16 protein-coding genes and 1 tRNA gene are annotated in these 14,273 nt (G+C 44.4%); 1 reads left to right on the plus strand and 16 read right to left on the minus strand.

The window, feature by feature from the left end:
- The 10 genes from ACLOR3_RS08070 to ACLOR3_RS08115 form a co-directional block, all read right to left on the minus strand.
- A partial coding sequence (locus tag ACLOR3_RS08070; protein WP_497867934.1) for an MFS transporter occupies positions 1–443 on the minus strand: 443 nt, incomplete at its 3' end.
- Between the two features lie 16 nt (positions 444–459).
- Entirely contained in the window at positions 460–1,056 is a 597-nt protein-coding gene (gene coaE / locus ACLOR3_RS08075) for a dephospho-CoA kinase (RefSeq protein WP_411399942.1), read from the minus strand.
- Complete coding sequence (mutM, locus tag ACLOR3_RS08080; RefSeq protein ID WP_411399943.1) at positions 1,057–1,881, minus strand: DNA-formamidopyrimidine glycosylase; 825 nt, start codon at positions 1,879–1,881, stop codon at positions 1,057–1,059.
- Positions 1,882–1,926: 45 nt separating this feature from the next.
- Positions 1,927–2,826, minus strand: a complete 900-nt coding sequence (gene era / locus ACLOR3_RS08085; RefSeq protein ID WP_016465947.1) for a GTPase Era — start codon at positions 2,824–2,826, stop codon at positions 1,927–1,929.
- A 29-nt stretch (positions 2,827–2,855) separates the two neighbouring features.
- A complete protein-coding gene (locus tag ACLOR3_RS08090) occupies positions 2,856–3,254 on the minus strand; it encodes a diacylglycerol kinase family protein (protein WP_048717441.1) in 399 nt (132 codons plus the stop codon).
- Positions 3,235–3,732: an rRNA maturation RNase YbeY gene (gene ybeY, locus ACLOR3_RS08095; protein WP_048689623.1), complete on the minus strand. Its 498-nt coding sequence runs from the start codon at positions 3,730–3,732 to the stop codon at positions 3,235–3,237. Before ybeY ends, ACLOR3_RS08090 begins: the two co-directional genes overlap by 20 nt.
- A gap of 91 nt (positions 3,733–3,823) precedes the next feature.
- On the minus strand, positions 3,824–5,560 hold the full coding sequence (gene tetB(46), locus ACLOR3_RS08100) for a tetracycline efflux ABC transporter Tet(46) subunit B (RefSeq protein ID WP_048717443.1): 1,737 nt from the start codon (positions 5,558–5,560) through the stop codon (positions 3,824–3,826).
- A 1-nt stretch (position 5,561) separates the two neighbouring features.
- Positions 5,562–7,286: a tetracycline efflux ABC transporter Tet(46) subunit A gene (gene tetA(46), locus ACLOR3_RS08105; protein WP_048717444.1), complete on the minus strand. Its 1,725-nt coding sequence runs from the start codon at positions 7,284–7,286 to the stop codon at positions 5,562–5,564.
- Between the two features lie 405 nt (positions 7,287–7,691).
- Positions 7,692–7,764 (minus strand) — tRNA-Thr (locus tag ACLOR3_RS08110).
- A gap of 50 nt (positions 7,765–7,814) precedes the next feature.
- On the minus strand, positions 7,815–8,384 hold the full coding sequence (locus ACLOR3_RS08115; RefSeq protein ID WP_048717446.1) for a GNAT family N-acetyltransferase: 570 nt from the start codon (positions 8,382–8,384) through the stop codon (positions 7,815–7,817).
- A 202-nt stretch (positions 8,385–8,586) separates the two neighbouring features.
- On the opposite strand from ACLOR3_RS08115, the gene ald reads away from it, so the two are divergent.
- Positions 8,587–9,699 carry an alanine dehydrogenase gene (gene ald / locus ACLOR3_RS08120; RefSeq protein WP_411399944.1) on the plus strand — a complete coding sequence of 371 codons (1,113 nt, stop codon included), beginning with the start codon at positions 8,587–8,589 and terminating at the stop codon, positions 9,697–9,699.
- 188 nt (positions 9,700–9,887) lie between these two features.
- Here ald and ACLOR3_RS08125 read toward each other — a convergent pair whose 3' ends face one another.
- From ACLOR3_RS08125 to ACLOR3_RS08150, 6 genes are all read right to left on the minus strand, one after another.
- Positions 9,888–10,886 carry a PhoH family protein gene (locus ACLOR3_RS08125; RefSeq protein WP_193389729.1) on the minus strand — a complete coding sequence of 333 codons (999 nt, stop codon included), beginning with the start codon at positions 10,884–10,886 and terminating at the stop codon, positions 9,888–9,890.
- A gap of 90 nt (positions 10,887–10,976) precedes the next feature.
- Positions 10,977–11,192, minus strand: coding sequence for a YozE family protein (locus tag ACLOR3_RS08130; protein WP_048717450.1), 216 nt, complete (start codon positions 11,190–11,192; stop codon positions 10,977–10,979).
- Between the two features lie 10 nt (positions 11,193–11,202).
- Positions 11,203–12,057, minus strand: a complete 855-nt coding sequence (cvfB, locus tag ACLOR3_RS08135; RefSeq protein WP_048717452.1) for an RNA-binding virulence regulatory protein CvfB — start codon at positions 12,055–12,057, stop codon at positions 11,203–11,205.
- A 106-nt stretch (positions 12,058–12,163) separates the two neighbouring features.
- Positions 12,164–12,721: a ribosome recycling factor gene (frr, locus tag ACLOR3_RS08140; protein WP_048689643.1), complete on the minus strand. Its 558-nt coding sequence runs from the start codon at positions 12,719–12,721 to the stop codon at positions 12,164–12,166.
- 18 nt (positions 12,722–12,739) lie between these two features.
- Positions 12,740–13,471: a UMP kinase gene (gene pyrH, locus ACLOR3_RS08145; protein ID WP_006595852.1), complete on the minus strand. Its 732-nt coding sequence runs from the start codon at positions 13,469–13,471 to the stop codon at positions 12,740–12,742.
- 538 nt (positions 13,472–14,009) lie between these two features.
- Positions 14,010–14,273 (minus strand): LPXTG cell wall anchor domain-containing protein (locus tag ACLOR3_RS08150; protein WP_412037128.1); only part of this gene is annotated, 264 nt, incomplete at its 5' end.

Consider the following 14,273-nt stretch of genomic DNA (forward strand, 5'->3'; position numbering starts at 1 on the left):
CCCATCAAAGTACCGGCAACAGTTCCCGTCGATAAGGTTCCTAGAGCGTATCCAGATTGATTCTTTGGCACCTGACTGGCAATGAGAGCCGTGCTGTTAGGGACAAAGCCTGAGAAGACACCATTTAATAAGCGTAGGAGCAACAACCAAAAGACGGAAGGGACAAAAGCAATTCCTCCCATGGTCAAGGTCATAGCAATCGAGGCTCTCAACATCATGGGTTTCCGACCATAACGGTCCGCCAAACTCCCCCAGATTGGGGCCATTAGAGCGGAAGTCAAAGAGGAGGAGGCGACTGCAATCCCAGCATAAAAAGGAACTGCCGGACCTTTTACCCCCAACTCCTCCACAAATAGAGCCATAAAAGGGACCACCAACGAAAGACTGGCACCTACGAAAAAACAGCCAATCCAGGCAATAAAAAGATTTTTACGCCAATTGATTTCCAGTGAAATAGGATCATCTTCTTTCTATTTGTTCTAAAGCCCAATCGATTTGTTGATAGAGGCAATCACGCTGGCTATTGTTATCGATCACAAGATCGACAAAAGCTTTTTTCTCATCTAGAGGCATCTGGGCTGCCAAACGATCGCGCGCCTGGACCTCCGTTAAGGCATTGCGCTCCATCAAACGTTCTAACTGAGTATCTTCCGTCACATAGACCAGCCAGACTTGGTCAAACCAGTCCAGATATCCCTGCTCGATTAACAAGGGGATATCCATGAAAAAGAGGTCTTCTGTTGTAGCTAGTCGGTCCCGTTCTTGCGCCAGAGCTTTGCGAATGATGTCCCCTTGTACTTGGTTGGACCAGGCAATCTCTTTTTGGCTTGAAAAGATGCGTTGAGCCAGAGCTGGACGATTCAAGTTTCCTGTATCTAGAAGGATGTCCCTTCCAAAATGATCTACCAAAGCTTGATAGAGTTCTCCACCTGGTGCCTGCAAGTCATGGACCACTCGATCAGCATCAATAACCGGATAGCCTTTTTCTCTCAAATAGGAGGTGACAGTGGACTTTCCTGAAGCAATCCCTCCTGTTAATCCGATGATTCTTGCCATCTAGTTCTCCTTTTGGCAGTGAGGGCAAAAATGGGTTCCACGTCCCCCCAGCTGAATTTTTTCAATCAGTGTTCCGCAGCGCAAACAAGGTTGACCTGTTTTCCCATAGACCTGGTGTTCTTCCTGCATGGTGCCATCCTCGCCAAAAGCATTGCTGTAGGAGCGAATGGTGGAGCCCCCCTTTTCAACAGCCTGAGCAAGTACAGCAATCGTTTCTTTGCGGATGGCTTTGGCTTCTGTAGCAGTCAAGCTTTGCCCCAAGCGGGCTGGATGAACCTTGGCTCGATAAAGGACCTCATCTACATAGATATTGCCCAGACCAGCCACTAATTTTTGGTCTAAAAGAGCTGATTTAATGGGTTTCTTTGATTGTTTAAGAGCTGCTTGGAAGGCTGGTGCTTTAAAATCCGCTTCTGTCGGCTCAGGACCAATTTTTTTCGCCAAAAAATAGCTATCGACAAGCTCAGGCACTAGGACTTCCATGGTCCCAAACTTGCGAACATCTTCATAGACCAGGGTGCTGCCATCCGTAAAACGAAAGAAGACATGGGCGTGCTTGCGAGGAGGGACCTCGTCTGGATAAAAGAAATACTTACCTTCCATCCGCAAATGCGAGATGAGAACCAGATCCGTCAGATAAAACAAGAGATATTTCCCACGACGCCCCAGGGCCCGAATTTCTTGACCTGGGAGATCTTGACGAAAAGCATCCAGATCCGTCTGAATCATCTTTGGATACTTTACTTCCACTGACTGGATGGTCTTTCCAAAAATTAATTTCTCAAGACCGCGTCGGACAGTCTCTACTTCTGGTAATTCAGGCATAGAACTCCTTTCAAAAACAAGAAGCAGGCTTCTGCCCACCTCTTATTAATATTCTTTTTCGTTGTATCCAAAATCAGCAAGATCCAATTTCTTATCCCGCCAATTTTTCTTGACCTTGACCCAAGTTTCTAGGAAGACCTTGTCCCCTAGCATGAGCTCGATATCCTTACGCGCAAGGGTTCCGATTTTCTTGAGCATGGCGCCACCTTTTCCGATGACAATGCCTTTTTGGCTATCGCGCTCGACCATGATGGTTGCACGGATATGGACCTTATCTGTCTCTTCATCCCGCTTCATAGAATCCACGACTACTGCAACAGAGTGAGGAATTTCTTCCCGCGTTAAATGCAAGACCTTCTCACGGATCATTTCAGAGACCAAGAAACGCTCTGGATGGTCAGTGATTTGGTCAGCAGGGAAATATTGGAAACCTTCTTCTAAGTTTTCGCTCAAAATATCAATCAAATGCGAAACATTGTTTCCTTGAAGGGCTGAAATCGGCACAATTTCCTTGAAATCCATCTGACTACGGAAGTCATCGATTTGCGCCAAGAGTTGGTCAGGGTGCACCTTGTCGATCTTGTTGACCACCAGAATAACCGGTACCTTAGCAGCCTTGAGGCGCTCGATGATCATGTCATCGCCTTTACCACGTGGCTCGTCTGCTGGCACCATAAAGAGAACGGTATCCACTTCTCGAAGGGTGCTATAGGCCGACTCTACCATGAAGTCTCCAAGCGCTGTCTTGGGTTTGTGAATCCCTGGGGTATCGATAAAGACAATCTGTTCCTTATCGGTCGTGTAGATTCCCATAATCTTATTACGCGTTGTCTGCGCCTTATCACTCATGATGGCAATTTTTTGCCCCATGACGTGGTTCAAAAAAGTTGACTTCCCGACATTGGGACGTCCTAAAATGGCTACAAAGCCTGATTTAAATGTCATAGTTTCCTTTCATGAGGGAAGTCTCCCTCTTATCCAAATACCAAAGCCCACAACTTGGGCACAAATATGATGAGACCTGTCACAAAGGCAAAGCCCGAAATAACGAGAACCGCTCCTGCCGCCATATCCTTGGCATTCTTTGCCAGCATGGAGAAATGGTAATCGCTCGCCAAATCCACTACATTTTCAAGAGCAGAATTCATGATTTCAAAGGCAATGACCAAAGAAACACTTAAGAGTAGAAAGATCCACTCTGTTGCTGAAATGCCAAAAAGGAAGCCTGCAACAATCGCTAAGATAGCTGAAAGTGCATGCTTGCGCATATTTCGTTCCTCTTTAAAGGCTGTGAAAATCCCTGTTAAAGCAAATTCAAGACTGGCAATCAGTTCTCGATTTTTCCATTTTCGTTTATTGTCTTGTGAGTCCATAGGCTGTCAAAATCTCTTCCTGTAGGCCAAACATTTCCTTTTCTTCTTCCGGCGTATAGTGATCATAACCGTTGATATGAAGGAAGCCATGCACTGCTAAAAAGCCCATCTCGCGCTCAAAGCTGTGGCCATACTCTGCTGCTTGCTCACGCGCCTTGTCTACAGAAATAAAGAGCTCTCCAATATAGGTATCGAATTCAGCCATCATCTCTGCTAACTCTGGATGGTCTTCTAAATCTTCTTCCGAAAAAGCAATGTCCATCTCTGGTTTGTATTCCAGACTGATCACATCCGTTGGGCGATCCGTGTCCCGGTATTCCAAGTTCAATTCATGGCTACGTTCGTTGGTTACAAAGGTCACTGCCATTTCCTTGTCTTCTTTGCCCAATTTTTTTGCAGCAAATTCTAAAATTTCCTGGGTTTGTTTGATCATTTCTTCAGAGACTTGACCGGTCTCATCAACCATTTCAATATACATCTTGGATCACCTCACTATCATTTCAATTATAGCATAAAAATAGCGTATATACTAGAATACACGCTACTTTTACTACTTGAAGAATGCCCTTTTATTCAACCGTCTGTTGGATAGCTTGCATCTGGGCGTAGATGCCACCATGGGCAACTAAGTCTGCATGTTGCCCACGTTCGACAATGCGCCCTTCTGATAGAACCAAGATCTGATCCGCATCTTGGATAGTCGACAAGCGATGGGCAATGATAAAGGTGGTCCGGCCCTTTTGCAGGACAGCCATAGCTTTCTGGATGATTTCTTCTGTTTCCGTATCGATGTGAGAGGTTGCCTCATCCAAAATCAGAATTTGCGGATTCATATAGAGCGTCCTCGCAAAGGAAATCAACTGGCGTTCGCCACTTGAAAAGGCCGATCCTTTTTCTACAACTGGATGGTCGATTCCCTTTTCAAGACGCTCTACAAAGGGCCATGCTCCGACTTTTTTCAAGGCATCTTTGACCGCATTCCGATCAATGTGTTCCTGACTCATGGCCACATTACTAGCAATGGTTCCTGTAAATAGATAAGGATCTTGTAGAACAATGCCCATGTGGGAGCGAAGACTCTCTCTAGAGAAATGGCGAATATTCTGGCCGTCGATCCGAATTTCTCCCTCCTGCGGATCATAGAAACGATAGAGCAAGTTCATAATGGAGGATTTACCCGAACCAGTATGGCCAACCAAGGCAAGGGTTTGACCTGGATGGGCTTGGATGGAAATATCCTTCAGAACTGGCTTACCTTCTTCATAGGCAAATTGAACGTCGTCAAACACGACCTCTGCCTTTTCTATCTTCAGTTCCAATGCACCATCGGCCTCTAACGGTTGGTCTAAGAAGGCAAGGACGCGGCTCCCCGTTTCTAAGGATCGCCGAATATTTGGGAATTGACGACTAAGATTGGCCATGAGATCAAATAGATTAATCACATAGTTAATATTGATAAATAAGAAACCAGCCGTCACACCGATATTACCCTGTAGGAAAGAAATCCCAGCGATAGTCAAAATGCCTGCAATCACTAAAAACTTGAGCAATTCCGTCAAGGTCCAAGAAGCGATAGAATCGGCTAAGAGGATTCGATCATTTGCTCCTAACATCTTCTGGGTAGTGGCTTCAAACTCCTCCACCACACCAGGCTCTTGATGATAGAGCTGAATCATACTAGCACCGTGCAAGAGTTCATTGACCTGGGTATTGACCTCGCTTCGCGCATCAAAGAAATCCTTCATAGGCTGGTCCGTCATGACCTTGTAGAGATACTGGATCCCATAGAAAATCGGAAAGACCAAACACAAGAGAAGGCCCATCATAGGACTCAGGTAAAAGAGAATCCCTAGGATAAAGAGAAAGCGTACCAAATAGATGACTAAAATCATACAAGAGTTATAAAACTGGGTCCTCAAGGTCTCCGTATCATTGACAATTCTTGTCGCGATCTTCCCAGCCGGCTTATCATCAAAATAAGAAATAGGCAGCCCTTGCATGACTTGAAAGGCTTGGTCTCTCAGACTAGCGGTTACTTGATTACTTCCATGTAGCAAGATCCGATTGCCCATGTAGCTAATCAGCTGCCCCAGGCTCAAGACCAAGAGATAGAATCCTCCCATCTGAAGCAAGTCCCCTTGTCCTCCACCGTGGGTCAATGCAGTCAAAGGCCCATCGATCATCTTTTGGAGAAGAAAGGGAGACAATTCAGAAAAAATGGTGGCTAGTAAGAGGCAAATGAAGCCAGCAAGAAAGACAGTTGGATAAAGCGTGATCCTAGATAATAATCGTTTCAATACTTTCATCTTATTCTCCTTCCTGTTTTTGTTGCCGTTGGTATTGTTCATAATACCAGCCCTCTTGAGCTAATAAATCACTAGCCCTGCCTTCTTCAACAATCTGTCCTTGATCCAAGACGATGATCCAATCAGCCTGATGGACAGCCGACAAGCGATGAGAAACAATGATGGTCGTCTTGTCTTTTCGTTCTTTTTGAATGGTGTCAATAATGGCCTGTTCGGTCTTCGCATCCACTGCCGAAAGGGAATCATCTAACAACAAGAGATCTGCATCTCTTAAGAAGGCACGCGCCAAAGAGATCCGCTGTTTTTGACCTCCTGATACAGAGACCCCTTTCTCACCGATCAGGGTGTCCATTCCATGAGACATCCGCTCGAGATCATCCGCAAAAGCAGCTTGGGCTACTGCTTCCATCAAGTCTTCTTGGCTGGCTCCTTTTTTACCAAGCGCTATATTCTCACGGATAGACTTAGAAAATAAAATATGTTCTTGGGAAACATAACCAATTTTTTCTTCAATCGAGTGTCGGTTGTAGTCCACGATCGGTTGCTGGTTGACCAAGAATTCTCCCTCACCAACTGGGTATTGCCGCAAGAATTGTCGAACCAGGGTAGTCTTTCCTGCACCGGTACGACCAACAATTCCAACCGTCTGTCCTCGCTGGATAGTCCAATCAATGCCTGATAGGCTCTTTCGCTCAGCACCAGGATAACTGAAGGAATAATCCTTAAACTCTACCGAATCGATCTGCTCTAAATAGTGTGTACCATCTGGCTCAAGATCATCTGTCTCATCAATCACTTCTTTTAGTTTTTTATAGGACATTTGCCCTGTCTGATAGACCAAGATCAGGTCCGCCATCATCCACATAGGCTCAATTAAAAAGACCAAATACAGTTGCAAGGCCAATAGCTTGCCAAGGCTCAACTGCCCACTTGCTAGGGACTGTCCTCCAAATAGCAGGAGCAAGACTGTCGAGAATCCAATAAACAACAGGGCTAAGGGGCCAAAAGAATATTGGATAGAAGCAATTTTGTCCCCTGTTTTGGATAGACTAGCCGTTTTCTTCTGAAACTGTTTGACCTGCTGATCCCGTCTACTATAGGCCCGCATGACCCGGATCCCTTCGATGGACTCCAAGACTTCATCGTTCAACTGAGCAACCGCTTCCCGGTTTTGCTCAACATACTCCTCCTGCTTTCTACTCAAAAAATAGGTAGAGACGACAAGGAAGATCATGGGAATAAAGGAAATCAAGGTTAATTGCCAAGAAATGAAAAACATGGTCGGAATAATAAAGGCAAACAAGCCACCGCCAAACAGGAGCACCATCATCCCGTAACCAGCCATATCGGCCATGCCATCCACATCCGTCGTAAAGCGCGTCAAGAGGTCCCCTGAGCGAAATTTCTCAAAAAAGGGACGCCGCATAGCTACTAGCTTACGAAAAGCTTGTCCCTGAAGGGTCGCCTTGAAATGGACTGACGACTGAAAGAGTCGCAACTGCCAATAAAAAGCCGTCAGGTAATTGAGGATGGCTGATCCCACCAAGAGGACCATATCCCATACAAAGTTCGATTGCGTCAGCGTCTGCTGACTCAAATGATCCACTAAGCGCTGAATGACTTGCGTCGGGATCAATAAAGTGTAATCATAAAGAATCAGTACCATAGCGATCTTCACATATCGCCACTTGCGCTCCCTGATATACTCCCAAATAGCTCTGATCATATATTCTCCTTTTCAAAATGGCACAGAAAAAACCCAAGCAAGGAGCTGAGTACGTACTCAGTCCACACTTGGGCCTTCTGATGCCTGTCACCAATTCAGTTAAGGCAGGCAAAAATGCATACAAAAAACCCAAGACAGACTCCTCCATCTTGGGTTTCATTCAATTTTTACATAGAACTCAACTGAGATTGGAGAAGTTGTGTATTCAATTGTGTCATCAAAACATCTACTTTGTTCATGATGGTTTTCTCCTTTCTCTTTGTTGTTCTAACTTTACCACGGATTTCTGTGCTTGTCAACGTTTTTTTGAAAATTGTTGAAAAAAGATCCATAAATAGGCACTAAATTAGAAATTAAAGCACAAAAAAGAAGCCTAGATCCTCTCTAAGCTTCTCTCTTCTTCTATGCTAGTTGCCGGGATTGAACCGGCGACCTCATCCTTACCATGGATGCGCTCTACCGACTGAGCTAAACCAGCAGTACCTATCTACTATATCATGGAGATAGGCCTTTTGTCAATATCCTGACTCATTTTTCTGCCAAATATTCTTCCTTGTTGAGGACATAATGAACTCTCGTCACCATTCTCCCTTCTTCATGCAGGTCTAGCATCGCGTAGGGCTCTTCGTGAGAATATTTCATCCCTGATTTGGCCATCACCCGTCCAGAAGCCGGGTTGTCCTTATCATGAACAGCAATGAGCTTGTTCATCCCTAACTGTTCAAAAGCCAGGGCAATGACTGCCTTGGTAGCTTCTGTCGCAAGACCTTGGTTCCAATAATCTTTATTCAGAACATAGCCGATACTCCCCTTTTTCAGAGAAAGATCCAAATCCAGTAAATCAATAGTCCCGATAAATTTTCCATTTTCTTTGAGTTCGATCCCCCATCTGCCAAGTGGGCTCGCTAGGTAAAAAAGAGCAATATTATTACGCGTCTCTTCTAGACTCTGATTGGTTGGAAAAGTGTAGCGCGTAACTGTTTCATTAGAAGCGTACTCAAACATAGACGGTGCATCTTCTAGAGTGACCGGACGCAAGTGCAAGCGCTCAGTCTCTATTTCTCGATAAGCCGCTAACTTCACATATAAATTTTCCATTTGACACTCCTTCTTTAGGGATTAGTTTAGCAAATAACATAAAGGAAGGCAAGCTCAAATTTTTCTTGCTTTTTAACCCATTTTTCTATACAATAAAATCAATCAAAACAATCAGATGAGGAGTGAAAAGGTCATTGAGTTAGGAGAGCAATCTCATGCCAATGACCTTTTTACACCTAAATCTAAGTAAGGAGAAATAATCATGTTAATTGGTATTCCAAAAGAAATTAAAAATAATGAAAATCGGGTCGGCTTGACCCCTGCAGGTGTACAAAGCTTGGTGAAGAAAGGCCATCAAGTTTTGGTAGAAACAAATGCCGGACTTGGTTCTGGCTTTGCAGATGAAGATTACGCTAAACAAGGGGCAGCTATCGTTGCTACTGCGGCAGAGGCTTGGGCAGCTGAATTGGTAGTCAAGGTCAAAGAACCCCTCGCTGAAGAATACGGCTTCCTTCGTGAAGACCTCTTGCTCTTCACCTACTTGCACATGGCTGCTGCCCCTGAATTGGCTGATGCCATGGTGACTGCCAAGACAACTGGGGTGGCTTACGAAACGGTACGAGACCTTGAAGGACAATTGCCTCTCTTGGTGCCAATGAGTGAGGTTGCTGGACGAATGGCCGTTCAAATCGGGGCTCACTTCCTCACCAAACAAGAAGGTGGATCTGGTGTCCTCCTAGGTGGGGTACCTGGTGTTCCTAAAGGGAAGGTTACCATCATAGGAGGCGGGGTAGTTGGAACCCACGCAGCTCGTATCGCCCTTGGACTCGGTGCCCAAGTGACCATCTTAGATATCAGCGCTAAACGTTTGGCTGTTCTAGAAGATGTCTTTGGTCATCAAATCCAAACCCTTATGTCCAACCCATTTAACATTGAAGCTAGTGTCCGTGATGCCGATGTTGTCATCGGAGCTGTCTTGATTCCTGGAGCTAAAGCTCCTAAATTAGTGACGGACGATATGGTCAAACAAATGCGTCCCGGTTCTGTCATCGTCGATGTGGCCGTTGACCAAGGTGGGGTTATTGAAACAGCAGACCGTGTCACTACTCATACGGAGCCTGTTTACGAAAAACATGGTGTGCTCCACTATGCCGTTGCCAATATCCCAGGCGCTGTCGCTCGCACCTCTACTATCGCCCTTACCAATGTGACCCTTCCTTATGTAGAAGCTTTGGCTGACAAAGGTTTCCATAAGGCCATCGCCCTCGACGAAGGTTTGCGCCAAGGTGTCACTACTTACCAAGGCCATATCACAAGCCAACCAGTTGCAGAAGGTCTAGAACGCGACTTCACTCCAATCGACGAATTGGTTTAATTTCTAATATTTAAAAGGCTGGGCAAAAAGTGTCCAGCCTTCGTTGTATGATAGTAATAACTACATGACGCAGTGGTTGATTGGCATCTTTGTTCGCTTTTAAAGCTCCAAAGACGACCTAATCAACTGTGCGGGGGTGGGAAAACGAACTCTTATTAAATAGTCTGAGTTCTTTCCCATTCCCTTTTTTATTCTGCTTCTTCTTCCACATCCAGTTTTTCTTTGAGGACTGGATTCGGAATGGGCTCATAGGCCCGGATAATTTCGGCAACTACCGGATGGCGAACGACATCCTTGGCAGAGAAATGCACAAAGTCAATCTGAGAAATATTTTTTAATTTCTCCTGGGCATCAATCAAGCCGGATTTGACATTTCGAGGGAGGTCAATCTGGCTGGTATCTCCATTGACAATCATCTTGGAGTTAAAACCAAGACGGGTCAAGAACATCTTCATCTGCATGATGGTGGTATTTTGCGCTTCATCTAAAATGACAAAGGCATCGTCCAAGGTCCGTCCCCGCATATAGGCCAGAGGGGCAATCTCGATAATTTCTCGTTCCATCATCCGAGTAGTCTGATCTTTCCCTAAGATTTGGTAGAGGGCATCATAGACTGGTCGTAGATAAGGGTCTACTTTTTCCTTGAGATCTCCTGGAAGGAAACCAAGGCTCTCTCCTGCTTCTACAGCTGGACGGGTCAAAATGATCCTCTTAACTTGACCACGCTTGAGGGCGGTGACAGCCAAAGTCACCGCTAAGAAGGTTTTCCCTGTCCCGGCTGGTCCAATCCCGAAGGTCACATCATGGTGCTTTACACTATCGACATAAATCTTTTGCCCCAGCGTTTTGACCCGAATGGGCTTGCCGTAGCTATCCTTGATTATCTCTTCTTCATATAGAGCGATGAACTTATCCAATTCATCATTACGAACCATTTGAATGGCGGTCACAACATCCGGCGTCCCAATGGTCATACCACGATTCACCAAGATCAGCAAAGCCTCAATGACTTGTCTAGCTTTCTCGCAATCTTCTTCTTGACCAATGACCTGGACAATTTCTGTTCGGGCATGGATGATCACATCCAACTCCTGCTCCATCAAACGCAAATGACGTTCATTGGATCCAAATAGATGGAAGAGATCATCTGGATGACTTAATTGAATATCAATTGAATGTTCTTTCAAATAAAGAACCTCTCTATTTCTGTAAGTTTTTTCTATTATAACAAAGTGACCGAGAATTGACCATCCCCGGCTCACCACTATCTTCTGTTACTAATGACTGAGGTATTCTTCCCAGATTGCATCAAAATCTCCTAGATTAAAGGAGAAACTGGCATGTTCTTCCAGAAAGCGGCTGACCTCATCAAAATCATCTGTATGTTTTGGAAAGGCAGACTCATGAAAAGCTAGATCAGCTAGCAAGGCTTTCGGAGCATTGCTTTTGGGATTGCGCTCTGTCATCAGCCAAGTGTAAAATGATTTTCGCATAAGGCTCCTCTTAGATTAGTTCCGTTCCAAACTGGTCTTGCTTGATTTTTTTCGCTTTCATCAAGCCACCCAGAGCCTTTTTGAACTGCCCCTTGGAAATTCCAAAGGTTGCCTTAATCTCTTCTGGGGAGGACTTGTCATTCAAGGTCATAAAGCCACCATTCCCCTCCAAGTAGGCCAAAATCATCTGCGCATCGTTTTCAAGCATTTCAAACGAGCGTGGTTTCAAGGACAAATTCAAGGTCCGATCCACCTCTCGGAAACCGATGACCCGAGCATCTAAGACTTGTCCCAAACGGGGTTCGGCATAGCGTTCACTTGGATGGATAAAGCCCAGCATATTATTCTCAGGCAGGTAAACAAAGGTCCCTGAAAGTTTTAAGCGATAGACGATGGCCGGCCAGTTCTGGTTTTGCATATTGTTGTAGGCTGGACGAGCAATTCGTTGGAAGTCTTCTTGGTAAGCCAAGACACCCCAGATCCGATCTTTTTTATCAACTTCTAGGCGAACAAAGAGTTTATCGCCTTTTTTCGGCCACAGATCCTTGATTTCTGGCAAAATATCCAGAGAGACGACAATCTCCTTATCGGGTAGACCCGTATCGACAAATACACCCAGGTCCTTGCGAACTTCAGTCACTGTCCCCCAGCCAAATTGGTCCTGACGGGCTGTGACTTCTAGGGTGGTCAGACGCAAACGTTGCTTCATATCCGTATAGGCAAAGCCCTTGACGGATTCTCCAAGTGCATGCTCTCCTTCAGACTTGTCCAAGGCATAAGTCTGCCCATCCTTCTGGACAAAGTAAAAGCGATCATTCTCATCCGTTACAAGGCCCACGATATCATGTGCGAGGTTGGTATTCATTTTTTCCTTCTTTCTGGCTAAAGCTCATCAATAGCCCCTTAATGGAAATAAAACTCAGCCAGCAGTGCCAACTGAGTTCATTTCCTCTGTAAACTGCTGGAAATGATTAAACTTCAAGCAATTCTTTTTCTTTGTGTGCTGTCATTTCATCAACATGTTTCACAGCATCATCGGTTACTTTTTGGATTTCTTTTTCGAGATTCTTCAATTCATCTTCAGTGATTTCTTTAGCTTTTTCTTGCTTCTTCGCTTCATCCATCGCATCACGACGAATGTTACGGATCGCTACCTTAGCATTTTCACCGACTTTTTTCACTTCTTTGGCCAAGTCACGACGAGTTTCTTCTGTCAAAGCTGGGATGACCAAGCGGATAACCGAACCATCGTTGGCTGGAGTAATTCCAAGATCAGAAGCATTCAAAGCGTGCTCGATATCTTTCAATGAAGACTTGTCAAAAGGTGTGATCAACATCACACGAGCTTCTGGAATGGTGATCGATGCGATTTGATTCAATGGAGTATCAACTCCGTAATATTGAACATAGATCCGATCCAAGAGACTTGCATTTGCACGGCCTGCACGGATACTTCCAAATTCACGTCCCAAACTTTGGTGAGACTGAGTCATTCTTTCTTTAGCTTTTTCTACGATTGGATTTGCCATTTTATTCCTCTAACTTCCTTATTTTTCTACATTATTAGAAACGGTAGTACCGATATTTTCTCCAAAGACAACGCGTTTGATGTTACCTGGCTCATTCATGTTGAAAACGACTAAGTCAATATCATTGTCCATTGAGATGGTCGATGCTGTCGAATCCATGATACGAAGGCCTTTATTGATGACATCACGGTGAGTTAATTCTTCAAACTTCACAGCTGTCTTGTCTTTCTTTGGATCAGCATTATAAACGCCGTCAACACCATTCTTAGCCATCAAGATTGCGTCTGCTTCAATTTCAGCGGCACGAAGAGCAGCCGTTGTATCCGTTGAGAAGTATGGAGAACCAATGCCTGCACCAAAGATAACAATACGCTCTTTTTCCAAGTGACGAAGGGCACGGCCACGGATATAAGGCTCAGCGACTTGTTGCATGGCAATTGCTGTTTGGACACGCGTATCTACTCCAACCTGTTGAAGAGAATCCGCCATCACCAAGGCATTCATAACTGTTCCAAGCATTCCAGTGTAATCTGCTTGAACGCGATCCATACCTGCTTCCGCCGCAGGTTCTCCACGCCAGAGATTTCCTCCACCGATAACGAGAGCAATTTCAATTCCAAGGTCATGAACTTCTTTGATTTCAAGGGCCATCTTTTGAACCGTTTTGATATCAATTCCGACACCCCGTTCACCGGCTAACGCTTCACCTGATAACTTAATTAAAATACGTTTATACTTAGGTTCTACCATTTTGTCACTCCTTTTATGATCTGTATTATTTTACCACAAAAAGCGTTTTTTATATAGTAATATCTATCAAAAAAATTTTAACTTATCCACTGAAAAGATATTCATTTTTATCCTACTTTTTATAAAGGATCTAGATTTTGGCAATAAAACTCTTTTACATATGTAATTTAAGAATTGTCGCTTTTATCAATCATCGGTTCATCAACAATTATATGATCTTTTCCAGATGATTATCACTCTGAATCAGGTTAGCAGCTACTATAATATTTAATTTCAAATAAGTAATTTAGAATTACATTTACTTTCTTGATTATAAGAAAAGAGCCTCCTTTTTTTAGATAAACAGTATAAAACTTTTAAACTGTTTATGGTGGGAGACTCGTCTTATATCATTTTAATGCTTCTTAGTTAAGCGTATGACTAGTTGAAAAAGGGGATTGTCATCCCCTTTTTCGAGGCTTTAAGGCCTATTCTAGTCACCAATTAGAACTGCCGTTTTGAATGAAGCCAAATCAATCATTCACCAAAGGAAGTAGAATTATTTTTCGTCTTCCTCTTTACGACGTCCAAGTGCTGCCAATCCTACAAGTCCTGCAACTAGTCCGAGTACAGTTGATCCTACAGATGTAGTTTCACCAGTATTTGGAAGTTGTCCTTTAGCTGGTGTTGACTCTACTGGTTTACCTGACGTTGGGTCCACTGGTTTACCTGGGGTTGGATCCACTGGTTTACCTGGGGTTGGATCCACTGGTTTGTCTGGGGTTGGATTCACTGGTTTGTCTGGGGTTGGATTCACTGGTTT

Origin of the sequence: Streptococcus intestinihominis (genome assembly GCF_046824975.1) — a bacterium.
GTDB lineage: Bacteria > Bacillota > Bacilli > Lactobacillales > Streptococcaceae > Streptococcus.

Bases quoted from the DNA above. Each gene is read 5' to 3' on its own strand.
- ACLOR3_RS08130 (WP_048717450.1), bottom strand. From the start codon at position 11,192: ATGCGAAAATCATTTTACACTTGGCTGATGACAGAGCGCAATCCCAAA.
- era (WP_016465947.1), bottom strand. From the start codon at position 2,826: ATGACATTTAAATCAGGCTTTGTAGCCATTTTAGGACGTCCCAATGTC.
- pyrH (WP_006595852.1), bottom strand. From the start codon at position 13,471: ATGGTAGAACCTAAGTATAAACGTATTTTAATTAAGTTATCAGGTGAA.
- ybeY (WP_048689623.1), bottom strand. From the start codon at position 3,732: ATGTATATTGAAATGGTTGATGAGACCGGTCAAGTCTCTGAAGAAATG.
- frr (WP_048689643.1), bottom strand. From the start codon at position 12,721: ATGGCAAATCCAATCGTAGAAAAAGCTAAAGAAAGAATGACTCAGTCT.
- ACLOR3_RS08090 (WP_048717441.1), bottom strand. From the start codon at position 3,254: ATGGACTCACAAGACAATAAACGAAAATGGAAAAATCGAGAACTGATT.
- mutM (WP_411399943.1), bottom strand. From the start codon at position 1,881: ATGCCTGAATTACCAGAAGTAGAGACTGTCCGACGCGGTCTTGAGAAA.
- ald (WP_411399944.1), top strand. From the start codon at position 8,587: ATGTTAATTGGTATTCCAAAAGAAATTAAAAATAATGAAAATCGGGTC.
- coaE (WP_411399942.1), bottom strand. From the start codon at position 1,056: ATGGCAAGAATCATCGGATTAACAGGAGGGATTGCTTCAGGAAAGTCC.
- ACLOR3_RS08115 (WP_048717446.1), bottom strand. From the start codon at position 8,384: ATGGAAAATTTATATGTGAAGTTAGCGGCTTATCGAGAAATAGAGACT.
- cvfB (WP_048717452.1), bottom strand. From the start codon at position 12,057: ATGAATACCAACCTCGCACATGATATCGTGGGCCTTGTAACGGATGAG.